This is a genomic window from Shewanella corallii, assembly GCF_023349125.1.
GTDB lineage: Bacteria > Pseudomonadota > Gammaproteobacteria > Enterobacterales > Shewanellaceae > Shewanella > Shewanella corallii.
The window spans coordinates 196,322-222,588 of sequence record NZ_JAKIKT010000003.1 but is presented as its reverse complement, the minus strand read 5'-3'; the positions used below and the strand labels follow the sequence as shown (position 1 = coordinate 222,588).

Sequence of the window (26,267 nt, the reverse complement as noted above, 5' to 3'; positions counted from 1 at the left end):
AGGATACTCAATCAGAGGTGGAATTGACAGGGGCAATGCAGGCCTTCAGTTCATCCAAACGTCGACATTTGAGCGCTTTTTCAGCAATGAGGCCAGCGGCTTCCATATCGGTTTCAAGAACCTTTGCTTTGACTTCCAGCAGTCCGCTGGGGCTCAGGCTGAACTCATCCAGTCCCAATCCCAGCAGTAACGCCGTGGCTTGAGGGTTTCCTGCCAGTTCTCCGCACATAGATACAGGCAGTCCGTATTGATGTGCAGCATCGATACAGTGCTTGATTAACCTTAGCAGGGGAGGTGACAGGGTCGGGAAGGCGCGGGTAATTTCTGGCTGCATACGGTCTGCAGCCATGGTGTATTGGGTCAGGTCGTTGGTCCCTATGCTGATAAAATCAAGCTCAGGTAACATGCTTTCCAGATTCAGGGCCGCCGCCGGAGTTTCGACGACAATCCCCAAGGCGATCTCTCCATAGCCTTGTTCATTTTGCAATAGTAATTGCCGGCACGATTCCAGCTCGGTCAGCACCCAGTCCAACTCTTCTACCTGGTTGATCATGGGGAACATCAGCCTGACCGGACCATGGTTGGCGACTCTGAGCAGTGCTCTGAGCTGACTACGGAACAGATCCGGGTGGGTATAGCTGTACCTTATTCCCCTGAGGCCCAACGCCGGATTGGGCTCTTTAGGTAACTTCAGTGCGGCCACTACTTTGTCTGCGCCAATATCCATGGTTCTAACTGTAAAAGGTTTGCCGTCCAACTGCAGTAAACAATCCAGGTAGGCTTTGTACTGCTCCTCTTCATCAGGCAACTGCTCGGCATTGAGCAGCATCAGCTCGGTCCGCAACAAGCCAACGCCTGCGCCATTAAGAGCCAACAGCTGATCGATATCGGCTTTACAACCGACATTGGCCAACAGAGGCACTGGGGTACCATCCCGGGTGACACACTCCCTGTCTATCAGCTCAGCCAGCGCATCCTGTCTCGCCTGAAACTGAGCCAGAGACTTTTTCAATTCTGAAATGGTATTGGCTGATGGCGAAATATGCAGGGTTTGCTCGTTGGCATTGAGGATAACACTGTCTCCGGAACTCACTTCTCCCGGCTCAATGCGGCAGCTAAGCAGGGCTGGTATGCCAGCGGCTCTGGCCAGAATGGCTGTGTGGCTTGTCAGTCCGCCTTCAATCAGCACCAGTCCTTTAATGGACTTCATCGGCAGTGCGGCAAATTCTGCCGGAGTCATATCCCTGGCGATCAGTATGGTGTCGCGCTCTAAGGCATTGAGATCCGGCAGTTGCTCACCACGCAGTTGCCTCACAAGGCGTTGCCCCAGACTCAAAATATCTTTGGCTCTGGCGGCAAGGTATTCATCTTCCAGTGCTTCCAGCTCATCTGCATGCTGCTGGACAATTCTGTCTACCGCGAGGTGAGCGGGCAATCTGAGGGTGGAAATAGCCTGATGAACCGCGTCAGTGAATTCTTCATCTTCAAGCAGCATGAGCTCTGCTTCAATCAGCTGCCCCTGTGGGGAGCTTTCTTCAAACTGCTCCAGCAGTGGTGTTAATTGAGAAATGAGGGATTGGCAAGCTGAATTAAAGGCCGATTGCTGATTGGCAACGTCGGCTGGTTTGATTCGCTGATTGGCGTCAATATCCGATGGTGGCGGTAACACCAGAGCGGTGCCAAAGGCGATACCAGCAGATACTCCGGTTCCTTGAGCAATGCGGCCCATATTGTTATTCCAACTCACTTAGCAGTGCTGCCAGGGCTTCTACTGCCTGATGTGCATCCTGACCCGACGCAATAATCTCTACCTGTGCGCCGCAGCTCAGGGGCAGGGTTTGCAGTTTAAACAGGCTTTTACCATTGGCTTCTTTGCCGTCGCACGCCAGTCGGATATCGGCTTCAAACCCTTTGGCCGCTTTAACAAAAAGGGCGCCGGGGCGGGTATGGATGCCATGCCTGGCTTTAATGATCAAGGATTGGCGATGGACTGCGGTCATGGAAGTGCCTGCTAATAATCAATAACCTGATACTGCTTTTGTTTAAGCGCAGCCTTGGCGGCTTCAAGTGTGTCTTTTTTTACCAGAATGTAGTCAGTGTCAAAGGTAGATATGGCAAAAATACTGATGTTGGCTTCTGCCAGCGTGGTGGAGATACGCGAAAGAATACCTGTCATGGAGAATCCCAGTGGCCCCAGGATCTCAAGGCAGCGCCAGTCGTCCTCTTGCTCAAGACTCTCCAGAGCAAGATCCGATGGCACGACCACAGAAAGCTCTTCCCGGGTTTTGCCAATAAAGAACATAGGTTGAGAAAAAATCGACGCCGGAATCTCCGTATCCGGACTGAAGCTGTGAATGGTATAAAGTTGCGCGTGAACAGCTAGTGTCAGTCTCACCTGGGCTCCCTCTCTCGGTGAAATGAAAGTCACCTCAAGCTTAACACAATATCAATTTGCGTATAGCGGCGTAGGCAGGGCAAAAGATTCCTTGAAGGGAAGGGGAAGAGAAGGCCCGGCAATGCCGGGCCCGTATTCAGGCTTTAAAGTGGCCCAGGCCTTTGGTTATCTGCTCACTCATGATTTGCAGCGCGCTCGATGCCTTGGCGTTACTTTGATTGGCCTGCAGCGACACCTCGGTCAGTTCACTGATATTACTGACGTTACGGCTGATTTCTGCGGTCACCAGTGACTGCTCTTCAGTGGCACTGGCAAGCTGAGTGTTCATATCACTTATCTGATTAACCAAAGCAAGGATAGCTTCCATCGCCTCGGCGACATTGTCGGCCTGCTGCTGCAGCTGTTTTGATTGCTCCTGTGTCGTCTGGTTGCTGGTCAGCACCGCAGTCACCCCCTGCTGGATCTCCTTAATAATAAGTTGGATCTGCTCGGTGGAGGATTGAGTTCGGTTGGCCAGAGCCCGAACTTCGTCAGCCACTACTGCAAAGCCGCGTCCCTGAGCACCGGCTCTGGCCGCTTCAATGGCTGCATTTAATGCCAGCAGGTTAGTTTGCTCAGAGATGCCCTGAATAACGTTCAGAATATCCCCGATACGATTACTGGCGTGCTCCAGTGACTCAGTTACTGTGCGGCTTTGGCTGAGTTCCTGCCCAAGCACCCTGATCTTTTGAGTGGTGTGACTCATCATCTCCAGGCTGGTATCCGCCTGTACTCTGACACTGGCTGCTGAGTCTGCTGCATGCTGGGTATTGGCTGCCATCTCCTGTGTAGTTGTCAGCATCTGCTTGACGACAACCGCCACAGCAGAGGTTTCCCGGTGAACATGTTCTGCACTGTGGTTGGCATCCTGAACGGCCTGCTGCAGGCGGCCGGACTCCTGGTCCAGATTACTCCCCAAGGGCTGTAGCTGACTTATGGTTTGACCAAGGTTGGAGACGAACTCATTGAAAGCCAGGCTGAGCTGCGCGACCTCATCCCGGCCTGAGGTGTCCAGGCGTTGAGTTAAGTCTGCATCGCCCCTTGCGATATTCTCCATTGCAGCAATGGCTTGTCCCAATGGCTGGCTGATAGAGCGATTCAGGACCAGAAAGAATCCAAAGATAGGAAGGGAGATAATCAACATAATGATGAGATAGTTCACTGCCAGAGAAATCATGATCTCATTAATGTCACTTTCCAGACCCCAGGTGGCCAATACATGATTGGCGGCAGGTTTGGCACCAATAATCAGAGTGTCGGTTTTGCCTTGAAAGCTGATCTCAACCTGAGTTTCTGCATAGCCGTTTGACCGTGCTGAAGCTGCCAGTTTTTGCCACTGCGACCGACTTACTTTACTGCTCAGAGCTTCGGTTTCCCCAAGAGGATTTCCATTTGGACCAAGCAATACAAAGTTGCCACTCTGTCCATATTTTAAACCCTCAACTAAGGTTTTTGGCGCGATCCCGGTTGATGCCAGAGCGTTGAGCAGGCTCACTCCGGTATCCAACTGCTCGCGGATCTGTTTGTTTTGTTGATGCTGCAGATTACTGCGCTGCTCAAGAATGGAGAAAGAGGCGAACACAAAGGTACCTATGGCGGCGAGTACCAACATCAGAATAAGGCGTTGCAGAATCGTGAGTTGTCTCAATAGCAACATGGATATGAGTTCCCTTCATCACATAAGAAAGCCCATCTTAATGAATTGACTCAAGTTGTTAATCTTAATGGGTTAAAAATGTTAACCCTGTGGCACTTTAATTTGCATATTATGAAAAATTAGCTGCTGAATTCATTTTTTTGCGACTACGCTTTATTGATAGGAAACTCCTTTTACAGCAGATGGAAAGAATCATGAATGCAATAGCCTCACCGGAAGTGGTGACTTCAGATGATATATTACTGACCCTTTGCCGCAGCGTGTCTGAAGTGCTGTCCAATACGACAGATTCAACAATAAGACACTCGGGTATGGTGCGCCGTATCAGTCAGACCAAACTCAAGCCGGATATTGGTTGTTTTTCAGTATTCGATGGTGGTTTTTCGGGACTGGTGTTGCTGAACTTCAGTGGTGAAGCTGCGGTGGAAATCTACCGTAAATACATGCTGAATATGAACTTCAAAGAGAGCGAGCTGGCCTTTACTCACACCTCTGATGACGTCAGTAACGTCATGGGTGAGCTGACCAATCAGATTATCGGCGACTTTATCTTTAAAGTATCCCGCGAGCTGCAAACTTCAATCAATCAAAGCCAGCCCAAGATGCTGTCCATCAACAAGGCTCTGAATATCTCCATCGATGCTAATCTGGATAACCCCGTGATGAGTCGCATGGCCTTTATGACCGAAGACAATCACACCTTCTATATGGAGTTCTCCATGGATAAGAGTGAGTTTGTCCGTCTGGAGGAGCCTGATCCTGAAGAAGATTATGATCCTGATGTTCTGCTGGCCAAACATGGTTCCTAGGGAATATTGGAGTTAAGCGAAAATGCGCAGCCTGGCTGCGCATTTTTTATACCCGACAAATGATGTAATCAAAGTCGCCGTGATCTTGCTCACATTGTTTGGTTGCACTTCCTGTTAGCATGCGTGCCCTTTTTTCCTGCCACTGGCGTGCTTTCAATGCCGTTGGCGCACGTAATGCCGTTAACGCAACAGGGCGACTTTGATGCAACTGAATTTGAACAATCTGACTCCAGAGCAATTTCTGGCTGAATACTGGCAGAAGAAGCCAGTGGTTATCCGCCAGGGTTTCAAAAACTTCAAGGATCTGCTGACGGCGGATGAAATGGCCGGTATGGCGATGGAAGAGGAAGTCGAGTCACGTCTTATTTGGCGTGAAGGCGAAAAGTGGCAGGCTGCGTTTGGCCCATTTGAGTCCTACGATCATTTGGGCGAAGAGGGCTGGACACTGGTGGTTCAGGCGCTGAATAATTGGGTTCCTGAAGCGGAAAAACTGGCTCGTCAATTTGATTTTATCCCACGCTGGCGTTTCGACGATGTCATGGTGAGCTTCGCGGTACCGGGCGGCGGTGTAGGTCCCCATATCGACTTGTATGACGTATTCATCTGTCAGGGCTCTGGCCGTCGTCGTTGGCGAGTCGGTGATAAGGGTGAGCACCGCGAATTTGCCGCTCACGAAGCCCTGCTGCACACAGATCCATTCGAGCCTATTATCGATGTAGAGCTTGAGCCGGGCGACATCCTCTATCTGCCACCGGGCTTCCCTCACGACGGCGTGACTCTGGAAGCGTCCATGAGCTTTTCGGTTGGCTTCAGAACCGCATCCGCCAGGGATATGTTCAGCGCATTTGCCGATTATCTGATTGATAATGAGATGGGTAAGGCGCAGATCGAAGATCCTGACCGCACAGTGACAAATACCTCCGGATGCATAGACAACAGTGATCTGGCCCGTATTCGCGAGCAACTGCTGAATGCCCTGACTGATGATTGCATCAGTGATTTTGCTGGCCGTATGCTGACCAACTCCAAATGCTCGTTGGACCTGTTTGAAGAAGCCTGGGACGTGTCTGCCGATGAGTGGCTGGACCAACTCCAAAGCGAATCGTTGACCCGTCTGGGCGGATTGCGTTGTCATTACTTCGAGCATAATTACCGCAAAGGCATGTTTTACCTTAATGGTGAGGCAATCAAAGTGCCGGGTGAATGTGCAGGTTTAATTCCGCTGCTGTGTAACTGCCCACAGCTTGAGTGGGAGCAACTGCGCCCATGGCTGGATAACGATCAGGTGATTGAGCTGATGACAGGCTGGATCTCGCAAGGCTATTGGTATTTCGATGCCGACGATCAGGATTGATACTGCTTAACTGTCGATAAGGCCGGGGCATAACCTGAACCAATCAGGCCAATACCCCGGCTTTTTTATTGCTGGCTGGTTGCTAACCGTCGTCTCAGCCCCTATGATCCCCCGGTTTTCTCTTCCCGGACCATACCTACTGGTATTTGATATGTTGAAATCCTCTCTGTCCGCGTCTGCGGCTGACCTGGTTATCCAGGTACTGACCAGTGCCCTGTGTGATAACCGTCCTCTGGACCGTGCTTATTCCCTGGCATTCTCCGGCCTGAAAATGGCACCTCAGGCACAGGCCGAGATCACTCAGGTGGCGGGTGACATTATGCGTCGCCTGAATCTGTACTGTTTCCTGGCCAACATGACCCCAGAGCAGGTCGGTCAAAAGGGCACCTTGCTGTTGAATGTATGGCACAGATTCCACAAGCTGGATGTCCCTAAATTCCGTTACTGCGAAGTATTGGAAGATAAGGAGCTGGAGAGTCGTATCGAGCAGGCTAAATCTGACCCGGCATTGTGGGATGGTTGTCCGCAGTGGCTCAATGATCTGGGTGAGCAGCAGCTTGGTGACAGTTGGGGCGCTGAGCGTGAAGCCATGTGGCAGGCTCCTGCCCGCTACCTGAGGGTGAATGAGCTTAAGTGTGACCGCGACGCACTGGCGAAACGTTTGAGTAAAGAGGGCGTGCAGACCAGTGAAGTCGAAAATGTAATGACAGCTCTGAAAGTAGAATCAAATTCAGCTCTGTTCCGTACCCAGGCCTTTAAAGATGGTTGGTTCGAGCAGCAGGATGCTGGCTCTCAGTTGGTAGCGGCAGCACTGGATGCCAAACCAGGTATGCGGGTGATTGATGCCTGCGCCGGCGCAGGTGGTAAAACCTTGCACCTGGCAGCACAAATGCAGGGTAAAGGAAGATTGCTTGCCATGGACGTTGAGCAGTGGAAACTGGACAATCTTAAAGAGCGTGCCCGCCGCGCGGGTGCCCACAATGTGGAAACCAGAATTATCGCCTCCAGCAAGACCATTAAGCGCCTGAAGCTGACGGCTGACCGTTTGCTGCTGGATGTACCCTGCTCAGGTTTGGGCGTACTTAAACGCAATCCGGATACCAAGTGGCGTGATACACCTGAGCGTCTGCAGGTACTGATGGATCTGCAAACCCATATTATCGACAGCTACAGTCGGATGGTAAAAGTGGGTGGTCTGATGGTATACGCAACATGCTCTATCATGCCGCAGGAAAACCGTGAGCAGGTGGACAAGTTCCTGGCATCTCACTCTAACTTCCGTCTGCTGGATGATGAAACCATCACGCCGGCAAATTCAGGTTTTGACGGTTTCTATCTGGCCCGTATCGAGCGTATTGCTGAATAAGCCAGATTTCCTCGTTGAAATAAGGTCACATAGTCTACCTGTGTGGCCTTTTTTGTTGTTGGTCTTTGGTCAAAATGAAGCTATTCCCCCTGCAAGGTAATCACCAGGCTGCGGCTGCCGCCGTGATCCCTGTGTTCGCACAGATAGATGCCTTGCCAGGTGCCCAGGTTCAAGCGTCCATTGGTAATAGGCAAGGTCAGGGAAGGGCCCAATAAGCTGGCTTTCAGGTGCGCCGGCATATCATCGCTGCCTTCGTAGATGTGGGTATAGTGGGGAGCATCCTCAGGCACCATGCGGTTAAAGTGGGATTCAAAGTCTACCCGGACACTGGGATCTGCATTTTCATTCACTGTCAGCGACGCCGAAGTGTGTTTTATCAGCACATTCATCAGGCCCACACGATAGCTTTTCAGCTCCGGCAATTGATCCAGTATTTCGTCTGTTACCAGATGAAATCCCCGACTTCGGGCCTGCAGGCGAATTTCCTTTTGTTTCCACATACTTTGACTCCAACGCAAACTTAATTGACTGTATTCTATCGCAAAGACGCAATCAGCCAAGGCTATGGTTGATAGTGAGCCCGAAACAATAACAAGGAGTGTTACCGTGTTGGATTTTTTATTGGCTCTGTTGGGGTCAGTGGATGGGGCAGATACCGCTCTGGCCAAATCGATGAAGCGTTCAAAAACTCTCACTATTATGGTGATCGTCGGCATGCTGTTGTTTGGCGCCTTTATTCTGTTTCTGGTGCATATGGCGGGCAAGCAGGGTTGAGTAGTGGTGTTCACATCTGCTCTGAAGCTGGGTAGGTTAGATGTGAGTTAAAACCAACGCTAATAAAATGTGGGGACCCAACAATTATGCCAACGCAGAGAACACTTGAAGCTCAGAGGTTGGAGTTTGCTCAAAGACCACTTATTGCGACACCGATTGCCGGTTTGATTGCATGGAGTGTTGTTGCCATAAGTGCACTGTTTCTTGACTCCTATTCCGTGTCAATTGTGCTGTTTATTGCCACTGGCATGATAGTGTATTTGGGCATGTTTATTTCCAAATTTACCGGTGAAGACTTCCTGAGTAAGGATAAACCTAAAAACACCTTTGATAGCCTGTTTTTTTACACTGTGGGTATGTCCTTTCTGGTTTATGCCATTGCTATTCCTTTCTATTTGATTGATATCACCTCTTTACCATTAACAGTGGGCGTACTGACGGGCCTGATGTGGCTGCCCATCAGTTGGATTATTCAGCACTGGATTGGTGTTGTTCATGGAGTGCTGAGAACCCTATGCGTATTGGTTGCCTGGTATTTGTTTCCTGACTCCCGATTTTTGGCGGTTTCGGTTGTGATTGTGCTGCTCTATCTATTCGCAATTGCCGTGTTGTATCACCGGTGGAGACAGCTTCAGGTACAAACTTAACATTAATGGAGGCTATGGATTGTGGGCTGACTGCACCATATGCCTGGTGGAAAAACCAGTAAATGACAGGGAAGGTTATCATGCTGGAAGTGATTTTAAACCTGGTAGGCTGAGGCACGGAACTTGCTAAATCAATGAAGCGTTCAAAAACTCTCATATTTATGGTGAACGCCGGCATGCTGGTGTTTGACGGGCTTATTCTTTTTCTGGTGCATATGGCGGGCAAGCAGGGTTGATGTAGGCCTAGAAATTCTCACTAATACACTCGTGTGATCTGACTCATTAACTTCAACACAACTGTATGTATAGTTGTGTTGAAATCATTAGGATTTTGAACGATTTTTCTCGTCCATCTCTTCGCACTTTTCCATTAACACTCAGGAGTGCTACTTAAATTCAATGACTTGAGGTTTTATTTAAGTAGAACATAGGTATGAAAAACGCGTATGGGCGTTTTTCAAAATAGTGCATTTGGAAGAAAACTGATAAGTTCTGTACATTGCAAGGAACTGCGATTTTAGGCGTTATCCACCTAGAACGAAAAATGGCAATATTCATTGAAACGGACTTCAAAAGGAACCAACTATGAACAACAAGTTATTGAAATCACTAGGCGTACTGCTCGCATTCATCGGTGGTGCAGGCGCTTTACTTGCCGTTGGTTTTACACTCTATACTGCTTTCTATGTACCAACGGCTTTTCAACTATCTGGTACGAGTGACAATTTTGAACTCACAGCCGTTGAGTCAGGCTATGGTTTATCTGCTGTGTTTGTGGGCTTATTTCCCATTATCATTTTCCTTATAGTACTTGGAATAGGATTTGTCTTTATGAAAGTTTCCAATAGTGGTGACAAAATATAGACGGCAAAACAAATAATAATAGTCTTCGCTTAACACCCCTATCTCAGGAAATGAACAAACCTTTGTTCCCTTGGCGTGCCCCACGTCAAGGCCTGATACAAACTCCCGCTCCTGAGCAGCAATCCATCTAATATCGAAACGTGGCTGTGTAGTGACTGGCAAAGCAGGGGTGCTAAACTCGTTACATATTTTGATTTGTAGGTTTGCTCCCCAACCATCTCATGTCCCCTTCAGCATTCAATAAACCACAAAACTCCATCAGCGAAGAGCTTCTGACACCAACTGTTCTTCGGGATGCAGAAGCATCCGCCCAATTACAGTTGGCGCCTGATTATTACCTGCAGCACTTTCAGGCTTTGCTCACTCACGTCTCCTCTCTCTATCAGGATATTCTTTCCCCTGAAGAGCTTGGGTTTATTCGGGGCTTTAGTGAATTAAGCCATGGTGCGGCCTGTCTGCTGACTCGGTTGCTGTGCCGTAAAGGTGACTGGTTTCGCCTGGATAAGCTCAGCTACAGCGAAATTGCAGACCTGAAGGCTGCAGCTGATGAATTGGTCGCTAAAGGTATGCTGCTGGCTGACGTCCCACCGTTTGAGGACTTTGCCAAAGGGGTAACACTGGCTGAGTTGAGAGCATTGTTGGAACAGGGCGGAGAGGGCTGGAGTTCCAGTTTCAAACCTAATAAGTCCCAGTTGGTGGCTGAACTTGATAAGGATTTTGAGCGCATTATCAAACGGCAAAGCTTCCCGTGGGTAAAGCTAAATTGTCGTGAACCTGTCGCAACCCTGATGCTTTGCTACTTTGGCAATAGCTATCAGGAACTGAGCCAGTTTGTGCTGGTGGATATTGGTGTTCAACGTTTTGAGCCTTATCCCATTTTGCCTGAAGACAGAAAGTTTGATACCCGCGCCCAGATTGACAGTTGGCAGCATTTGGATACATTGCAGAGGCTGGCATCTGAAATGCCTGAGCAGTTACTCACCAATCCGATTTTAAATCCGTTAATGGAGGCTACAGATGCCATGAGTTTGCCGTTGAAAGGTAAACTCGAGCGTTGTCGAAACGCGGTAGCAAGACAACTAGAACGTATGGGGGAGTATGAAACCGCGCTGCGCCTGTATCAATTAACCAGCCTGCCACCGGCAAGAGAGCGAGCGGTACGTTGTCTTGAACAGCTGGAGCGGCTGGATGAGGCTGTGGTTTTATTGTCTTCATTCCTCGAGCCGGAGTTTACTGATGGGAGCAGTTACCTTGAACGTGAATCTGAAGAGCTGGAGTGTCTTAAACGTCTGGCCAGGCGTCTGGGCAACAAGGCAAAAAAAGCGAATATCGCTTTGCCTGAGGTCATGTGTTCTCAGGCATTGAAAGCCCTTAAACTGGACAGTGTTGGCGTTGGTGTCCACCGGCTGGAAATACCTCAGTCAGGCAGCGCCGAGCAAAGTCTGGTTGACTATATCAATCTGTATGGCTGGCAAGACTATGAGGCCAGGGCTGTATATGCTGAGAATCAACTCCTTTGTGCGCTGTTCGGTCTGGCGTTCTGGGATATCATTTTTGCCCGCCGGAAAGGACAGTTTGTTCACCCATTCCAGGCAGCGCCACTGGATATGTTTCATCCCGAGTTTAAACCACGTAGGGAAGCCCTCATTGACCAGAGGCTGGCAGAGCTGTCAGATGGTAACTACAGCTCGATAGAACAGCATCTGAATACTAGGCAGGGCATTGCCAATGCCTGGGTAAACTGGAGGTGGCTGAAACCAGAGCTGATCCATTTGTTGCTCGAGACTCTTTCAGCCAAACAAATTACTGAGCTGATGCGGCTGATCCTCAATGACCCCAGATTTATGCGCTCGGGTATGCCGGATCTGCTGGTGGCGTGTGATACATCTGCGGGTGTCAGATTGGAGTGGGTTGAAGTGAAAGGGCCGGGAGACAGCCTGAGGGACAATCAGGGCATTTGGCTAAGCAAGCTTGCTGCGTTGGGGCTAGGGAGTCACTTGTGCTATCTGAGCTGGAGTGATGAGTTTGAATCGTTCGGGCGCTGAGCGCGGGACGGGGCTGTTTGCATTCAGGCCAGCTGAGTGTTCAATGCATCGGCTAATTTGACCCGGTGACGTCCCTGAGACTTGGCCTCATAAAGAGCTTCATCTGCATGTTTCAGCCACAACTCAAGTGAATTACCTTTGCTGAATGCTGCAATCCCGATACTGCAGGTGACTTTCAATGGTGGCCAGCGCTGATCACCGGGCAGAATCATCTGTAACATGGGGTTGGCCAGCGCAATCGATCGGTTGATATTGTAGCCATTGAGCAGCACCAGGAACTCTTCACCTCCATATCGATATACACGGGTATCTTTGGGGAGCTGCACCTTGATATGTTCGGCGAAATTCTGCAACACCAGGTCGCCGTAGAGATGACCATAGGTGTCATTAATCGATTTGAAATGATCAATATCTATCAGCAGGATTACGCTGCACTTCTGTTTTTGATGAAAATCATCTATGGCTTCCTGCAGGTCCGGAATAAGGGCCTTGCGGTTCAGGCATCCGGTTAACTCGTCGGTTTTGGCAACGTCAACCAACATGGCTTTTTGTTGGGCTACCACACGCGCCAGCAGTGCCGCAAAGATCAGATTGTTGAATACCGCGAAACTGTATCTGGCCCAGACCGGCATAGGTTCTGTAAAGCTGCCGGCATAGAGTGCTATCACACAAAAACAAGCTGTGAATATGAGTGCCTGCAACCAGGGAAACAGCATGAAGTAGATAAAGCTGATGGGGAAGATATAGATCATCCCTTTATAACCCATGGTGTAACAAGCAAAACAGACGGCAAGGGAGGTTACACCCAGGCTCACCTGTTTCATCTTCAGACTGGGTTTGTCCCGCCACTCCAGCCAGGCCGACCAGGCCAGCACCAAAGCTGAAAGGGTCAATACCGCAGCGATACCATAAAGTTCGGAGTAAATTCTGTAGACTGAAAAGCTCGAAAGAATAGCTATCGCCACTAAATGAGTGGCAATACTGATATTTTTAGGAAGGTATAGTGCAGGATTGTCAGCAGGTGATTCGATACTGTCGTCTCCTTTACAATGTCTGACCTGTCAGTCTCCTTTAAATATGGCAGACGAGAAGGGCTTTACCAAAAATCTGTTATAAAAACGCAGTTGGTTATCCCAACTGCGTGCAATCAATACCGTATTATCCCAGGCCTTTTTCGGCACTGCTCATCTGGATCAGCTCAATCTTGTATCCATCAGGATCTTCGACAAACGCGATTTCGGTGGTACCGCCAGCCACAGGGCCAGGCTCGCGAGTGATTTTTCCACCGGCTGCACGAATCGCGTCGCATTGGGCATAAATGTCAGCTGCACCTATGGCTATATGGCCAAAACCTGTGCCCAGATCATATTCCTCGGTTCCCCAGTTATAGGTCAGTTCAATCACTGCCTGACCGGTGGACTCTTCACCATAACCAACAAACGCCAGGGTGTACTTATACTCAGGGTTTTCAGATTGACGCAGTAGTTTCATGCCAAGCACCTGGGTGTAAAATGCGATGCTTCGCTCCAGATTGCCAACACGTACCATGGTATGCAGGATTTGTGACATGCTAATTCACTCCTTGTTAGTAGTGGGGCGAGTATACCAAAGCCTTCTCGGTAATGTCCTGATTGATAGTCGTTTTGCCAGCGGCTTGTGTTGTATCAGCCCGGTAACTGGCACAAGTGCAGCTTTTTCTGAACCAGGTCACAAAATCAGATGTTCATCGTGGGAATCACAATTGCTGCTGGTAATAATGAAGACGCACTATAACAGGGAGTATTGATTGGGCATGGCAACAGAATTGAAAATGGCACTGGGTACCGTAGCTGTAATTGCAGTGATTTTTGCAGCATTTTTCGTGTCAATGTTTTGATTGGAAACTTTCCAGTCTAAAAAACCGCTCACAGGAGCGGTTTTTTGTCTTTGGGGCCTACAGGTATTCAGCCAACTTCCAGCTAAATGACTCAGTCATTATGCTGCGGCGCTTTCTTGCTGGCGCAGTTGTCTCGCTGCATCCACCATATTCCTCAACGCGGGTAACACCTCTTCCCAGCGACGGGTTTTCAATCCGCAGTCTGGATTCACCCAGAGTTTGTCTTCGGGCAATCTTTTGGCGGCTTGTTGTAACAGGTCCACCATATTTTCCACTTCAGGAGTGTTGGGCGAGTGAATGTCATATACGCCCGGACCTATCTCGTTGGGGTAACTGAAGTCATTAAAGGCATCCAGCAGCTGCATATCTGAACGTGAGGTTTCAATGCTGATGACATCGGCATCCAGTAACGCGATGGACTCGATAATGTCATTGAACTGTGAGTAACACATATGGGTGTGAATTTGAGTGCCATCATCAACCCCATTGGCGCACAGACGGAACGCATTGACGGTCCAGTTAAGATACTCACTCCACTCAGCTCTGCGCAATGGCAAGCCCTCCCGAAGAGCGGCTTCATCTATCTGAATAATGCCGATACCTGCCTGCTCAAGTTCCGTGACCTCTTCGCGAATGGCGAGGGCTATCTGACGGCAGGTTTCCGCTCTGGGTTGATCATCACGCACAAAAGACCAGTTAAGTATAGTGACAGGGCCGGTAAGCATGCCCTTCAGCGGCTTATTTGTCAGGGATTGGGCATAGGTGATCCAATCGACAGTCATTGGCTTGGGCCTTGACACATCACCGTAGATAATTGGTGGCTTCACACAACGGGAGCCATAGGACTGCACCCAGCCAAATTGACTGAAGGTAAAGCCGTCGAGCTGCTCACCGAAATACTCAACCATATCGTTGCGTTCAGCTTCACCATGAACCAGTACATCCAGACCCAGTTGTTCTTGCTTATCAACACAATCAGCAATGACAGCTTTAATGGCCTGCTCGTATTCAGTCAAAGACAAATGGCCTTGTTTGTAGTTGCGACGCAGCCCACGGATGTCCGATGTTTGTGGGAATGAGCCTATGGTCGTAGTGGGATACAAAGGCAGGTTTAATGCCTGCTTTTGAAGGCGAATTCGTTTATCAAATGTTGATTGGCGCCTCAGGTGCCTATCTGTGATAGTGCTGACAGCCTGTTTGACGTGAGCCTTATGCACACGTTCTGATTGGCGTCGTGAGTCAACAGCTTGCTGGTTGGCCTTCAGTTCGCTTGCGACTGCATCCCGTCCTTTGTTGAGTGCATCTCCAAGAATCTTCAATTCATCCAGCTTTTGTGTGGCAAACGCCAGCCAGCGTTTGATTTCCGGATCCAGTTGAGTCTCGCTATCCAGGTCCACCGGGACATGCAGTAGTGAACAACTGGGGGCAATCCAAAGGCGCTGTTTTAATTCCCGGGCAACAGGCTCCAGCCAATCCAGAATGGCGCTGAGATCAGTTTTCCAGATATTGCGGCCATCAATGACTCCCAGTGACAGTACTTTGTCAGACGGCAAACATGCGAGTACCTGCTTTACTTCGCTGTGCCCGCGGACAGCATCAAGATGCAACCCCGCTACCGGCAGCTGGGTGGCCAGCTTGAGGTTTTGCTGCAAGGTGCCAAAGTAGGTGGTCAGCAGAATCCTGATATGGCATTTAGCCAACGCCTGGTAGGCGACATGATAGGCCTGTTGCCATTCGGGTGATAACTCAGTGACCAGTGCGGGCTCGTCAATTTGTACCCATTCCACTCCACAGCGCTCAATGTTAATCAGCAACTGCAGATACTGAGGCAGCAGTTTATCCAATAATGACAGTGGGTCTACCTCATCTTTCGGCTTGCCGAGCAGTAGATAGGTAAGGGGGCCAATCAGCACAGGTTTGGGTGTATAGCCCTGGGATCTTGCCTGGTGGATCTGTTTCAGCAGTGGTTTATCGTTGAGTGAGAACTCAGTCTGTTTGTCGAACTCAGGCACTATGTAGTGGTAGTTGGTATCAAACCACTTGGTCATTTCGGCTGCGCAGGTGTGCTGTTGTTCTTCGTCCTGAGGAGAGCGCCCCCTGGCGATACGGAAATAGCGCTGCAGATCAGTATCAGATTCAGACACAAAGCGCTCAGGGATATTGCCAAACATCACTGAGTGGTCCAGTACATGATCATAAAGGGAGAAATCGCCAACGGGCTGGAAATCAAGATTGGCCTGCAGTCTGAGGTTTTCTTCAAAACAGGTCTGTGCCTGTTGCTCCAGCGCCTGGCTGTCGGTGTCGCCTTGCCAGAACTTCTCCAGTGCGAATTTTAATTGCCGTTTGCCGCCAATACGGGGAAAGCCGAGGTTATGTACTGTGGTCATCATCAATCCTTAATCAGTCTGTATAAAATTGGACATTTAGATGGCTAGATGTCTTAATGCATTCTAGTGGCAACTGATTGATGAAAAACAATGATATGTTTGCATCAACTTATGAATGTTGCTCATGGATTGAGGTGGAGTGCAGGAGTCAGGGATGTTAGAGCGAATTCATTTGGAAATACTGACGGCGATTAAGGAGCATGGCACGCTGACCAAAGCGGCAGCGGCGCTCTGTTTGTCTCAATCTGCTTTGAGTCACAGCATCAAAAAGCTGGAAGGTATGCTGTCGACCGAAATATGGCAAAAAGAGGGGCGCAATTTGCGTTTGACGGCAGCGGGTGAGCGTATTCTGGCGTTGGCCAATCGGGTGTTGCCACAGTTCTCTCATACTGAGTTATTGCTCAGCCAGATTGCCAAAGGGGAAATGGGCTCACTGAGAATAGGGATGGAGTGCCACCCCTGTTATCAGTGGTTACTTAAAGTTATTGCGCCTTATCTGGATAATTGGCCTGAGATAGATATTGATGTCAGACAGAAGTTTCAGTTTGGGGCATTGGGCGCACTGCTGAGTTACGATATCGATCTGCTGATCACGCCTGACCCCCTGTATCACACCCGAATCGAATATATTCCCGTGTTTGACTATGAACACAGGCTGGTGGTGTCCGCTTCACATCCGTTGGCAGCGGCAGAGCATGTATTACCTGAGCAACTGGCAGATCAGGTGCTGTTCAGTTATCCGGTTGAGCCACAGCGTCTGGATATCTTCAGCCAGTTTCTCAGTCCGGCCAAATGCTCGGTCAGGAAACATAAAGTTATTGAGACTACGGAAATCATGCTGCAGATGGTCGCAGCCGGTCGGGGAGTATGTGCGCTGCCGGGATGGCTGGTGGAGGAGTATTCAAACTCCATGGCGATTAAAAGCCTGCGGTTCGGTGAGCAGGGGATTGCCAAGCAGATATTTGTCGGGGTTCGCACAGGTGAGCAAAAGATTGAATATCTCAATGACTTTATTGCCCAGGCCTGCGCGACCGGATGATGAATTCAGGAATACCGCATTACTCTTCCGGGTAGACCTTGTCTTTGAACTCACACAAATCCTCAATCATACAGCTGCCACAGCGGGGCTTGCGGGCCAGACAGGTATAGCGTCCATGGAGGATAAGCCAGTGGTGAACATCCACCTTAAACTCTTTGGGAACCACCTTTTCCAGCTTCTGCTCTACCGCCACCACATCTTTGCCCATGGCAAATTTGGTACGATTTGAAACCCGGAAAATATGAGTGTCTACGGCAATCGTTGGCCAGCCAAAGGCGGTATTGAGCACAACATTGGCGGTTTTACGGCCCACTCCGGGTAGAGCCTCCAAAGCTTCACGGCTTTCCGGCACTTCGCCCTCGTGTTTATCCAACAGGATGCGACAAAGCTTATTAACGTTTTCCGCCTTGGAGTTGAACAGACCTATCGTCTTAATGTACTCCTTGAGACCATCCACACCGAGATCCCAGATTGCCTGAGGCGTATTGGCCACAGGGAATAGCTTGTCAGTCGCCTTGTTCACGCTGACATCGGTTGCCTGAGCCGACAGGGTCACGGCAACCAAGAGTTCAAACGGGCTGGAGAAGTTCAGCTCTGTCTCCGGATGTGGATTGTTTTCCCTTAAACGTTCCAGTATCTGGCGTCTCTTTTCTGCATTCATCAGTTCACCTTGGTGATTCTGGCGCGAGCAATTTCCTGCTGCTCAGCTGTTGGTTGTTTTTCTTGTAATTTTGTGTCGATAACATTTTTCAATGCAATCAAAAATCCCATCGCGAGGAAGGCTCCAGGTGGCAACATTGCCAACAGGAATGAAGTATCCACATGCCATATCTGTATGGTCATATTAGCAGCCCAGCTGCCCAGCAACTGATCTGCTCCGGCGAACAGGGTACCCTGACTCAGGATCTCTCTGACAGCACCCAGTACCACCAGGACGGCGGTAAAGCCCAGGCCCATCATCAAGCCATCAAAAGCGGCCTTGGCCGGCGTATTACGGGACGCAAAGGCTTCTGCGCGACCAATGATGACACAGTTGGTCACAATCAAAGGCAAAAAGATGCCCAGCGACAGGTACAGGCCATAGGCGTAGGCATTGATCAGCAACTGAACCGTAGTCACCAGTGCGGCAATGATCATCACAAACACAGGGATGCGGATCTCTTTGGGGACAAAATCACGCACCAAAGAGACCAGAATATTGGAGAAGATGAGCACCAACATGGTAGCGACGCCCAACCCCAGAGCGTTGGTGACTGTGGCCGTGACGGCCAGCAAGGGACAAAGGCCCAGCAATTGCACCAGCCCCGGGTTGTTTTTCCAAAGTCCCTGCCAGGCGATCTCTCTGTAATTACTCATGGGATACTCCACAGGTCAGCGGCTGACTGAAAATCTGTTGTTTATTAGCATTGAAATACAGCAGGGTGTTTTTCACCGCTTTGACATAGGCTCTTGGGGTGATTGTGGCACCGGTGAACTGGTCAAACCCGCCGCCATCTTTTTTAACGCCCCACTGCTTGTCATTGGCACTCTCAATGGTTTTATGGTTAAAGCCAAGCACCCAGTTGGACTTTTTCAGCTCAATCTTGTCACCCAGCCCAGGTGTTTCCTGGTGGCTCAAAGTACGTACGCCCAATACTTCACCTTTGCTGTTGATACCTACAATCAGCTTAATTGCGCCGCTGTAACCATCAGGTGCTATGGTTTCAATCGCGATAGCAACCGGCTTGCCATCTTTGGTGGCAATAAAAGCGGGCATATCCTCTTCTGTTCCCAGAGCCTCTGCATCATTGAGCAGGGTGCAGTTATCGGTCAGTACATTGTCATGAATACTGGTGGGAATAATCTGTCCCAGAACCTGTAGTAATTGCTGCTGTTCCTGGGCCTTAATCTGATCACGGGTCAGGTCGTTCACCACAGCAACCAATGCGGTACACAGCAGGGCAAATAAGGCCAGCAGCAAACCGTTTTTAATCATGGATTTTTTCACTTGTTACTCCGTAATCTCAGTTGCCGGATCTGTGGCCATAGGTGCGGGGGCGCACATAATAGTCAATCAGTGGAGCACACAGGTTAGCCAGCAATACGGCAAAGGCGACCGCATCCGGATAACCGCCGTATTGACGGATAACATAAACCAGTACACCGATTAACGCGCCGAATATCAGGCGTCCGCGGTTACTGGTGGCTGCTGTGACAGGGTCCGTGGCAATGAAAAAGGCTGCCAGCATGGTGGCGCCGGAAAACAGGTGGAACACAGGTGAACCGTGGGTATCAGGGTTCATCATGAAACCAATACCTGAACAGATGAACAGGGCGGCCAGCATACCAGTACTTATTTGCCAGCGGATGGCGCCAAGCTTAAGCATCACCAGACCACCGGCCAGATAGGCCATATTCACCCAGAACCAACCAATACTCAGACCTTCATCAAATAGCGGCTTTGCCAGTACTTCTGTGCTGGTCAGCCCCATGGACAGGCCGGTTTTCATGGTGTCCAGTGGCGTGGCCATAGTGGTGCCATCAATGCCGAGACGGAACAGGTTAATATCACCAGAGCCAGGCAGGAAAATCTGGCTGATACTGGCCAGCAGGTCCGGACTGTATTGCGCCGCCGGAGCCGGTGCAACCCAGGTGGTCATTTGTACCGGATAGGCGATCAGCAGAAGTACATATGCAGCCATGGCTGGATTAAACAGGTTATTACCCAGGCCACCATACAGGTGCTTCACCACTACAATGGCAAACAGGGTACCGATAACAATTACCCACCATGGAGCCAGAGGCGGAATGGCGATACCCAGCAGTAACGCGGTCAGTACGGCGCTGTAATCCCCAAGGGCGACACCAACGGCTCGCTTTCGCAGTTTCATCACAGCGGCTTCAGCTACCAGTGCTACGGCGATAGCCAGCAATACCTGAATCAGGCTGCCCCAACCAAAGTAAACGCACTGCACCACAAGCCCCGGCAGGGCGCACAGGATAACCCGCTGCATGACTGTTGCGGTTTGACTGTTTTTGGTGACATGGGGTGATGAGGTTATTTTAAACGCCATCTGTTATTCCTTATCTTCGGCATCTTTTGCCGCTTTCTTGGCTTTGGCCTTGGCGATCGCTGCAGCAATACGGGCCTTTTTAATCTCTTCAGCAGACTGTGCTGGTGCCTGTTCACTCTGATCTGTATCAGGCGACATTGCCTCAGACCTTTCATCATTCAACGGAGCTGCATTATCCGGGCGTTGAGCCTCACCGTCTTGCCGGGCCGCTTTTTTAGCCTTGGCTTTGGCGATTGCCGCAGCAACCCTGGCTTTTTTAGCCTCTTCGGCAGAAGGCTCCGCTTCTGGCTTCACGTCAGCGGGCTCTGAATTCGAATCAGGCTCAGCAGAGTTAACATCAGCTGGCTGTTTCTGCATATGAGCATCACTGCCTTGGCCCTCACCAGCTTGCTGGGCTGCTTTCTTTGCTTTGGCTTTGGCAATAGCTGCGGCAACTCTGGCTTTTTTGGCCTCTTCGGCGGTCAGTTCCACCTCTGGCTTTGGCTCAGCGCTTTCTGCCTGAGTATCCTCAACAGTGCTTTTGCTATCACCCGCTTGCTGAGCCGCTTTCTTTGCTTTGGCTTTGGCAACGGCTGCAGCGACTCTGGCTTTTTTGGCTTCCTCGGCAGAGAGCTCACCTGGGTCAGACTGAGCAATTGAGTCAACACTGTTCTGCTCGGGTATCTGGCCTTTCGGGTCGTTTACTCCGGCATCTTTAGCTGCAGCCTTCTTCGCCTTGGCTCGGGCAACGGCTGCGGCAATTCTTGCCTGCCTGTCGTCAGCCTTGGGCTCTAAGGTGTCTGCTGCCTCATCTGCCGATTTATTGTCTGAGTCGGTTGGAGCCTCTGCTTGTAGGGCTTGCTTAAGAGCCTCCTTCTTGGCTTTGGCTCTGGCAATCGCTGCTGCTACCTTGTCTTTCTGGCTTGAGGCTGCGGAGGTTTGATTCGTATCAACTTCGGCCTCATTATCTGACTGCATCGCGGCTTTCCTGGCTTTGGCACGGGCGATAGCGGCAGCAACTTTGTCCTTTTGGGCGTCGTTAGCCTGGTTTTGCTCAGGGGCTGGGCTATCACTCTGGGCTGCTTGCGCAGCCTTACGGGCTTTGGCTCTGGCCACGGCATCAGCGACCTTATCTTTACGGTCTGCGCCTGCTTCCGGAGTCGCTGCACTGACCGCTTTCTTGGCCTGAACCCGGGCGAGTGCTGCAGCGATGGCGTCTTTGTCGCCACCGGACATATTGGACTGGCGTCGTTCTGCAGCTTCTTTTGCCTTGGCTTCACGTTGGCGCTTTTCCTCTTCCAAACGTGCCTGTTTGGCTTCAAACTTTTGTTTGGCACGCTCAGATTTCAACTTCTCTTCATTGGCGTTGCGAATCGCGGACTTGGCTACCCGGAAATATTCCACCAAAGGAATATCGCTTGGGCAGACATAGCTACAACAGCCGCACTCTATACAGTCACGCAGGTTATAGTCTGACGCTTTGTCATAGTCTCCAGACTTAGAGTGCCAATAGAGTTGTTGGGGCAGCAGACTGGCAGGGCAGGCCTGAGCACACTCAGTACAGCGAATGCAGGAAAGCTCCTTCGCATCCACCGACATTTCCGCGGATGAGGGCACCAGCACACAGTTTGTGCCTTTAATAACAGGAACCTGAATCAGAGGCAGGGTGTAGCCCATCATAGGACCACCGATAATGACCTTTTGATCGGCTTCAGGGTTAAAGCCACAGCATTTCAGCACATGGTCAACCCGGGTACCTATTGGCATCCAATAGTTACCGGGTTGGGCGACATTGCCCCCGGTCACGGTGACGACACGTTCAATGAGGGGTTTGCCCTGCAGTACTGCATCGCTGATAGCTGCGCAGGTTCCTACGTTGTGAACCAGAATACCCAGTTGAGCCGGAATCGCGCCGGAAGGCACCTCTTTACCTGTCAGCAATTGAATTAGCTGCTTTTCACCGCCGGATGGATATTTTGTTGGAACCACTGTTACCCGGGCGACGCCAGCAGGCAGTTTGCTGGCACTTAACGCTTTACGCAGGGCGTCTGCAGCCTCTGGCTTGTTGTCTTCAATACCCACAATTATGCGTTGGGGGGTCAGAACCTGATGGATGATCTCCATGCCCGAGATGATCTTATCCGCATGTTCGCGCATCAGGCGGTCATCAGAGGTGATATAAGGCTCACACTCAACGGCATTGATGATGACCAGCTCGATATCACTGGCGGGGGACAATTTGATATGGCTTGGGAACGCGGCGCCCCCCATGCCTGCGACACCGGCGGCTTGAACCCGGGCAACGATATCATCGTTGGACAGCGTCTCCAGTGAGGCGCTTTGCAGGTCTACCCAGCTGTCTTTTCCATCTGCTTGTATTACACAGGTATTAACCGGCAATCCGGACGCATGGTTGCTTGGGCGGGGTTCAATCGCTTTGATTACCCCGGAAGTAGGGGCATGGACCGGCAGATGATGCTGGTTAAGACCATGGGTTAGAGGCTGGCCTTTTAAGACATGATCGCCAACAGCAACAGCCATGGAAGCCTGCTCTCCCACCTGGGGAACGGGCACATAATAGTATTCGTCCAACGGCAAGGTGCCGATGGCCGTCTGGTTTGACAGGTGTTTTTGCTCGGGAGGATGGATGCCGCCGGGAATGCGCCACACTACGCCATTGTCCAGTTGTTCCAAATTTGTCAGCACGACTTTTCCTCTTCCACAAACTTCACCGGAATAGTTTCCAGACCTTTTAGCTTCCAATCCCAGTTTCTGAGATCAGTTTGTACGGGCACCATGTCAATACAGTCCACCGGACAGGGTTCGACACACAGATCGCAACCTGTGCAATCTGCGGCAATGACGGTATGCATCATTTTGCCGGAGCCAAGAATGGCATCTACAGGGCACGCCTGAATGCACTTGGTACAACCAATACACTCTTCCTCGCGGATAACGGCGACCTTTTTGACAGGCTCTTCTTCAACGGCTGCAACGGGCTCAGGGTCGACACCCATCAGTTCCGCCAGTTTTTCCATGGTGGCAGTACCGCCGGGAGGGCAGCGATTGATTTTTTCACCATTGGAAATGGCTTCTGCATAAGGACGGCAGCCAGGGTAACCGCATTGGCCACATTGGGTCTGGGGCAGGGTGGCCTCCAGTTGGTCAACAATGGGGTTGCCTTCGACTTTAAATTTCTGCGCTGCGAATCCCAGAATGACACCGAAGACCAGTGCCAACAGAGTCAGCAGCACGACAGCTGTGATAATGGTGGTCATTACTATTTTACCAATCCTGTAAAGCCCATAAATGCCAGGGACATCAGGCCGGCAGTGATCATGGCGATGGCACCGCCTTTGAACGGCGCAGGTACATCGGCTGCAGCCAGGCGTTCACGCATGGCAGAAAAGAGAACCAGTACCAGAGAGAAGCCCACAGCCGCGCCGAATCCATAAATGGCCGACTGCATAAAGTTGTGGTCTTCATTGATATTGAGCAAGGCAACGCCCAATACGGCACAGTTGGTGGTGATCAAAGGCAGATAGATACCCAGAGCACGGTGCAGAGTCGCACTGGTCTTTTGTACCAGCATCTCAGTAAACTGCACTACCACGGCGATAACCAAAATAAAGGCCATGGTTCTGAGGTAATCCAATTCAAAGGGAGCCAACAGGAAAACGTTGACCAGATAGCTGAGTATGGATGCCAGGGTCAGTACAAAAGTAGTGGCCATCGACATGCCGATGGCTGATTCCAGTTTGCTGGATACCCCCATAAAGGGGCAGAGGCCAAGAAATTTGACCAATACGAAATTGTTGACCAGTACGGTACTGATCAACAACAGTAGATATTCGCTCATCTCATCATATGTTTAGTCTGGGCTTGGCAATATTATCGGCCTTTTGAAGGGCATAAACAACATGGGAAAAGCAGGGTTACTGGGTGTTGATTTATTTTTGTTCAGATAATGCCCCAAACCTGGGGCATCATGGTGTCACTGACCAGTTTGTCGTGACAAGGGGGAAATCTAATGGAACGCCTTTCAGCCAACTTTGCGATTCACTTGCAGTTCCTGAGGACGAGAGATGTAGAATCCCTGCATACCGTCAACAAGTAGCTTTTCCAGTTCAATTTTTTCTTCCTGGCGCTCGATAGCGGTTGCCACCACCTGAATGCCGGCACGCCTTGAAATATCAACAAGGGTACGAACATAGAATCGGTTATTACCGTCCTGGTCGATTCGGTGACTGTAGCTACCATCTAACTTGATGTAGTCAGGCAATACTTCCCGGAAGAACTTGAATGATGTAAATCCATGACCGAATTGCTCAACCGAAACTTTTGCACCCAGCGCATGGCAGAGTTTTACGAAACGCGAAGCAGCAAGCAGGTTGGACTGCATACTGTTTTCCGATACCTCAAATACCAGGCGGGATGCCAGAGCACGCTTGTTAAGTAAAATATTCTTCATCCACAGCAGAAACTCGTTGTTGGTGATGCTGTCCCCACTGATATTGATACCATACTGACCCGTCAGGTTGGACGAGCTCGCCAGGATCTCCAGTACAGTGGAGATAATGGCTTTATCGAGGCGGTCACTCATCTCGTAGCGTTTGGCCATCGCCAGTACTGTTTGAGTTGGCAGTGCATTACCCGCGTGATTATAAAAACGTGCCAGTAACTCAGTATATCCCTCAGCACCATTTCTGCTGGGTTGGATCGGCTGCTGGAAAAACTCTATGGTTTTATTGTCGACCATTGCATTGATAATGGTCTGCCACTGATGTTCCCCTGCATTAATGTCATCCGGAGCTTTCTCCATGATGTAGACAGAATTTGGGGATTGAGTCAGTGCTATGGTGATAGCGGTATCCAAATGGTTAAGAATTGTAGAAGGCTCCGCCCCCGACTGACAGGGAACCACTCCGGTGTAAGCAATACTGTCAGTCACATACTTGGACTGGATAGAATTGAATTCAACCTTCAGCAGACCCAGAACGGCCTCTGCCTGAGCAATGGCAAGGTCTGGAATGTAGATAGCAAAGTCTCCGGAATTTATGCGAAAACACTCTGCCTCTGGCATGTTTTTGAGTGTGGCCCTGATGATATTGGCGATATGCAACAGATAATCATCACCGGCCTCACGACCTTTATCCTGATTAATTGATGACAGCTCAGTTGCTTTGATTTGAGCGATAACACCGAGACGTGGGCGCTGGTCTTTATAAATATTGTCCAGTTTGGCCGAGAATTTCTGTGGCGTGCCAAAGCCTGTCAGATAGTCATGAAACGCGACCTTTTGTAGCTGGTCGTTTTCCACGGCAAACTCTTCCATTGTCTTTCTAAGATCTTTACGACAGTTTTCCAGCGCATTTGAAACAGGTTTAAATATTCCCCCTAATTTTGAGCTGGCAACCAAGGCGTAATTAAGATTAGGGATCTGCGAAATATATTGGGCTGCGTAACGAACACGCCTTTTGACACCCGATACGAACATCATAAAAGAGATCAGCAGTATCAGATATCCACCCAGATAGATCAGGCCTGTGCGTTGCAGTGCTGCTAGAAGTTGTTCGGTTTGCTCGGGCCGGCTCAGTACAACCTGCAGAGTCGCATTACCAAAGGCTTGTTTTTGCTTGTTATTGATGGGGAACAACAGATCAAGCACCGGGTGGGGGTTAGCGTTCAACGTCCCATGAGTAAAATTGAATCTGCTGTCTTCAGCGCTGATGTACTGAAAAAAGTTGAAAGAGACATCTTTTGATACTTGCTGGTACAGAGTTTCGCCTGAAGAGGTATCTCCATATCTTTTCAGTTCTGTTTGATAATGGCGCAACTGGGTTGCAGACAACTCATCATAGCTGGTTTTACTCTGTTGGTATTCAACAGCCGTTAAACCAGCAAAGGTTGCAAAAAGTACAAGATGAAAGGGGACTCTGATTCCCATATTCCTTTCCACCGTCTTCCTTAGTAGTCCATCAAC

General features: G+C 50.1%; 23 protein-coding genes and 1 pseudogene. 8 read left to right on the top strand and 16 right to left on the bottom strand.

The window, feature by feature from the left end; translation table 11 throughout:
• Window positions 1–7: 7 nt before the first annotated feature.
• The 4 genes from ptsP to L2725_RS10145 all read right to left on the bottom strand — a co-directional run bounded on the left by ptsP (window position 8) and on the right by L2725_RS10145 (window position 4,091).
• Window positions 8–1,729: a phosphoenolpyruvate--protein phosphotransferase gene (gene ptsP / locus L2725_RS10160; RefSeq protein ID WP_249248855.1), complete on the bottom strand. Its 1,722-nt coding sequence runs from the start codon at window positions 1,727–1,729 to the stop codon at window positions 8–10.
• Window positions 1,730–1,733: 4 nt separating this feature from the next.
• Window positions 1,734–2,000, bottom strand: coding sequence for an HPr family phosphocarrier protein (locus L2725_RS10155; protein ID WP_249248854.1), 267 nt, complete (start codon window positions 1,998–2,000; stop codon window positions 1,734–1,736).
• 11 nt (window positions 2,001–2,011) lie between these two features.
• The gene (locus L2725_RS10150) at window positions 2,012–2,395 is read right to left on the bottom strand and encodes an ACT domain-containing protein (protein ID WP_249248853.1); all 384 of its coding nucleotides are present in this window, start codon (window positions 2,393–2,395) and stop codon (window positions 2,012–2,014) included.
• A gap of 136 nt (window positions 2,396–2,531) precedes the next feature.
• Window positions 2,532–4,091, bottom strand: coding sequence for a methyl-accepting chemotaxis protein (locus L2725_RS10145; RefSeq protein WP_249248852.1), 1,560 nt, complete (start codon window positions 4,089–4,091; stop codon window positions 2,532–2,534).
• A 194-nt stretch (window positions 4,092–4,285) separates the two neighbouring features.
• On the opposite strand from L2725_RS10145, the pseudogene L2725_RS10140 reads away from it, so the two are divergent.
• The 3 genes and pseudogenes from L2725_RS10140 to L2725_RS10130 all read left to right on the top strand — a co-directional run.
• A pseudogene (locus L2725_RS10140) lies at window positions 4,286–4,897 on the top strand (DUF3334 family protein); the annotation flags it as partial.
• A 205-nt stretch (window positions 4,898–5,102) separates the two neighbouring features.
• Complete coding sequence (locus L2725_RS10135; protein ID WP_249248851.1) at window positions 5,103–6,254, top strand: cupin domain-containing protein; 1,152 nt, start codon at window positions 5,103–5,105, stop codon at window positions 6,252–6,254.
• Window positions 6,255–6,405: 151 nt separating this feature from the next.
• Window positions 6,406–7,620 carry an RsmB/NOP family class I SAM-dependent RNA methyltransferase gene (locus tag L2725_RS10130; protein WP_249248850.1) on the top strand — a complete coding sequence of 405 codons (1,215 nt, stop codon included), beginning with the start codon at window positions 6,406–6,408 and terminating at the stop codon, window positions 7,618–7,620.
• Window positions 7,621–7,700: 80 nt separating this feature from the next.
• Here the strand turns inward: L2725_RS10130 and L2725_RS10125 are convergent, their stop codons facing one another.
• A complete protein-coding gene (locus tag L2725_RS10125; protein ID WP_249248849.1) occupies window positions 7,701–8,120 on the bottom strand; it encodes a secondary thiamine-phosphate synthase enzyme YjbQ in 420 nt (139 codons plus the stop codon).
• A gap of 106 nt (window positions 8,121–8,226) precedes the next feature.
• Here L2725_RS10125 and L2725_RS10120 point away from each other — a divergent pair, with 106 nt between their 5' ends.
• From L2725_RS10120 to L2725_RS10105, 4 genes are all read left to right on the top strand, one after another.
• Window positions 8,227–8,394 carry a hypothetical protein gene (locus tag L2725_RS10120; RefSeq protein WP_249248848.1) on the top strand — a complete coding sequence of 56 codons (168 nt, stop codon included), beginning with the start codon at window positions 8,227–8,229 and terminating at the stop codon, window positions 8,392–8,394.
• Window positions 8,395–8,480: 86 nt separating this feature from the next.
• Window positions 8,481–9,041 carry a DUF7010 family protein gene (locus L2725_RS10115; RefSeq protein ID WP_249248846.1) on the top strand — a complete coding sequence of 187 codons (561 nt, stop codon included), beginning with the start codon at window positions 8,481–8,483 and terminating at the stop codon, window positions 9,039–9,041.
• A 585-nt stretch (window positions 9,042–9,626) separates the two neighbouring features.
• A complete protein-coding gene (locus L2725_RS10110) occupies window positions 9,627–9,905 on the top strand; it encodes a hypothetical protein (protein ID WP_249248845.1) in 279 nt (92 codons plus the stop codon).
• Window positions 9,906–10,126: 221 nt separating this feature from the next.
• Entirely contained in the window at window positions 10,127–11,950 is a 1,824-nt protein-coding gene (locus tag L2725_RS10105) for a VRR-NUC domain-containing protein (RefSeq protein ID WP_249248844.1), read from the top strand.
• Between the two features lie 23 nt (window positions 11,951–11,973).
• Here the strand turns inward: L2725_RS10105 and L2725_RS10100 are convergent, their stop codons facing one another.
• The 3 genes from L2725_RS10100 to metE form a co-directional block, all read right to left on the bottom strand.
• Window positions 11,974–12,843, bottom strand: coding sequence for a GGDEF domain-containing protein (locus L2725_RS10100; RefSeq protein WP_249248843.1), 870 nt, complete (start codon window positions 12,841–12,843; stop codon window positions 11,974–11,976).
• A gap of 265 nt (window positions 12,844–13,108) precedes the next feature.
• Window positions 13,109–13,519, bottom strand: a complete 411-nt coding sequence (gloA, locus tag L2725_RS10095; protein ID WP_115138460.1) for a lactoylglutathione lyase — start codon at window positions 13,517–13,519, stop codon at window positions 13,109–13,111.
• Window positions 13,520–13,924: 405 nt separating this feature from the next.
• Window positions 13,925–16,213, bottom strand: coding sequence for a 5-methyltetrahydropteroyltriglutamate--homocysteine S-methyltransferase (gene metE, locus L2725_RS10090; RefSeq protein WP_249248842.1), 2,289 nt, complete (start codon window positions 16,211–16,213; stop codon window positions 13,925–13,927).
• 154 nt (window positions 16,214–16,367) lie between these two features.
• On the opposite strand from metE, the gene L2725_RS10085 reads away from it, so the two are divergent.
• Entirely contained in the window at window positions 16,368–17,252 is an 885-nt protein-coding gene (locus L2725_RS10085; protein WP_249248841.1) for a LysR family transcriptional regulator, read from the top strand.
• A 19-nt stretch (window positions 17,253–17,271) separates the two neighbouring features.
• Here L2725_RS10085 and nth read toward each other — a convergent pair whose 3' ends face one another.
• From nth to L2725_RS10045, 8 genes are all read right to left on the bottom strand, one after another.
• Entirely contained in the window at window positions 17,272–17,913 is a 642-nt protein-coding gene (gene nth / locus L2725_RS10080) for an endonuclease III (RefSeq protein ID WP_115138463.1), read from the bottom strand.
• Complete coding sequence (locus L2725_RS10075; protein ID WP_249248840.1) at window positions 17,913–18,608, bottom strand: electron transport complex subunit E; 696 nt, start codon at window positions 18,606–18,608, stop codon at window positions 17,913–17,915. Before L2725_RS10075 ends, nth begins: the two co-directional genes overlap by 1 nt.
• Entirely contained in the window at window positions 18,601–19,239 is a 639-nt protein-coding gene (rsxG, locus tag L2725_RS10070) for an electron transport complex subunit RsxG (protein ID WP_249248839.1), read from the bottom strand. The genes L2725_RS10075 and rsxG overlap by 8 nt, the downstream gene beginning before the upstream one ends.
• A gap of 16 nt (window positions 19,240–19,255) precedes the next feature.
• Window positions 19,256–20,305, bottom strand: a complete 1,050-nt coding sequence (rsxD, locus tag L2725_RS10065; RefSeq protein WP_249248838.1) for an electron transport complex subunit RsxD — start codon at window positions 20,303–20,305, stop codon at window positions 19,256–19,258.
• Between the two features lie 3 nt (window positions 20,306–20,308).
• Window positions 20,309–22,990 (bottom strand): electron transport complex subunit RsxC, encoded by a 2,682-nt coding sequence (gene rsxC / locus L2725_RS10060; RefSeq protein ID WP_249248837.1) that lies wholly within the window; start codon window positions 22,988–22,990, stop codon window positions 20,309–20,311.
• The gene (rsxB, locus tag L2725_RS10055; RefSeq protein ID WP_115138467.1) at window positions 22,984–23,562 is read right to left on the bottom strand and encodes an electron transport complex subunit RsxB; all 579 of its coding nucleotides are present in this window, start codon (window positions 23,560–23,562) and stop codon (window positions 22,984–22,986) included. The genes rsxC and rsxB overlap by 7 nt, the downstream gene beginning before the upstream one ends.
• A 2-nt stretch (window positions 23,563–23,564) precedes the next feature.
• The gene (gene rsxA / locus L2725_RS10050) at window positions 23,565–24,143 is read right to left on the bottom strand and encodes an electron transport complex subunit RsxA (RefSeq protein ID WP_115138468.1); all 579 of its coding nucleotides are present in this window, start codon (window positions 24,141–24,143) and stop codon (window positions 23,565–23,567) included.
• Window positions 24,144–24,326: 183 nt separating this feature from the next.
• Window positions 24,327–26,231 carry an EAL domain-containing protein gene (locus tag L2725_RS10045; RefSeq protein ID WP_249248836.1) on the bottom strand — a complete coding sequence of 635 codons (1,905 nt, stop codon included), beginning with the start codon at window positions 26,229–26,231 and terminating at the stop codon, window positions 24,327–24,329.
• Between the last annotated feature and the right edge of the window lie 36 nt (window positions 26,232–26,267).

What these genes read in the sequence shown, in the direction of transcription:
- L2725_RS10110 (WP_249248845.1), top strand. Translation starts at nt 9,627, where the DNA reads ATGAACAACAAGTTATTGAAATCACTAGGCGTACTGCTCGCATTCATC.
- L2725_RS10135 (WP_249248851.1), top strand. Translation starts at nt 5,103, where the DNA reads ATGCAACTGAATTTGAACAATCTGACTCCAGAGCAATTTCTGGCTGAA.
- L2725_RS10125 (WP_249248849.1), bottom strand. Translation starts at nt 8,120, where the DNA reads ATGTGGAAACAAAAGGAAATTCGCCTGCAGGCCCGAAGTCGGGGATTT.
- L2725_RS10075 (WP_249248840.1), bottom strand. Translation starts at nt 18,608, where the DNA reads ATGAGTAATTACAGAGAGATCGCCTGGCAGGGACTTTGGAAAAACAAC.
- rsxA (WP_115138468.1), bottom strand. Translation starts at nt 24,143, where the DNA reads ATGAGCGAATATCTACTGTTGTTGATCAGTACCGTACTGGTCAACAAT.
- L2725_RS10085 (WP_249248841.1), top strand. Translation starts at nt 16,368, where the DNA reads ATGTTAGAGCGAATTCATTTGGAAATACTGACGGCGATTAAGGAGCAT.
- L2725_RS10155 (WP_249248854.1), bottom strand. Translation starts at nt 2,000, where the DNA reads ATGACCGCAGTCCATCGCCAATCCTTGATCATTAAAGCCAGGCATGGC.
- rsxD (WP_249248838.1), bottom strand. Translation starts at nt 20,305, where the DNA reads ATGGCGTTTAAAATAACCTCATCACCCCATGTCACCAAAAACAGTCAA.
- L2725_RS10045 (WP_249248836.1), bottom strand. Translation starts at nt 26,231, where the DNA reads ATGGGAATCAGAGTCCCCTTTCATCTTGTACTTTTTGCAACCTTTGCT.
- L2725_RS10115 (WP_249248846.1), top strand. Translation starts at nt 8,481, where the DNA reads ATGCCAACGCAGAGAACACTTGAAGCTCAGAGGTTGGAGTTTGCTCAA.
- L2725_RS10105 (WP_249248844.1), top strand. Translation starts at nt 10,127, where the DNA reads ATGTCCCCTTCAGCATTCAATAAACCACAAAACTCCATCAGCGAAGAG.
- metE (WP_249248842.1), bottom strand. Translation starts at nt 16,213, where the DNA reads ATGACCACAGTACATAACCTCGGCTTTCCCCGTATTGGCGGCAAACGG.
- L2725_RS10145 (WP_249248852.1), bottom strand. Translation starts at nt 4,091, where the DNA reads ATGTTGCTATTGAGACAACTCACGATTCTGCAACGCCTTATTCTGATG.
- gloA (WP_115138460.1), bottom strand. Translation starts at nt 13,519, where the DNA reads ATGTCACAAATCCTGCATACCATGGTACGTGTTGGCAATCTGGAGCGA.
- rsxB (WP_115138467.1), bottom strand. Translation starts at nt 23,562, where the DNA reads ATGACCACCATTATCACAGCTGTCGTGCTGCTGACTCTGTTGGCACTG.
- nth (WP_115138463.1), bottom strand. Translation starts at nt 17,913, where the DNA reads ATGAATGCAGAAAAGAGACGCCAGATACTGGAACGTTTAAGGGAAAAC.
- L2725_RS10130 (WP_249248850.1), top strand. Translation starts at nt 6,406, where the DNA reads ATGTTGAAATCCTCTCTGTCCGCGTCTGCGGCTGACCTGGTTATCCAG.
- ptsP (WP_249248855.1), bottom strand. Translation starts at nt 1,729, where the DNA reads ATGGGCCGCATTGCTCAAGGAACCGGAGTATCTGCTGGTATCGCCTTT.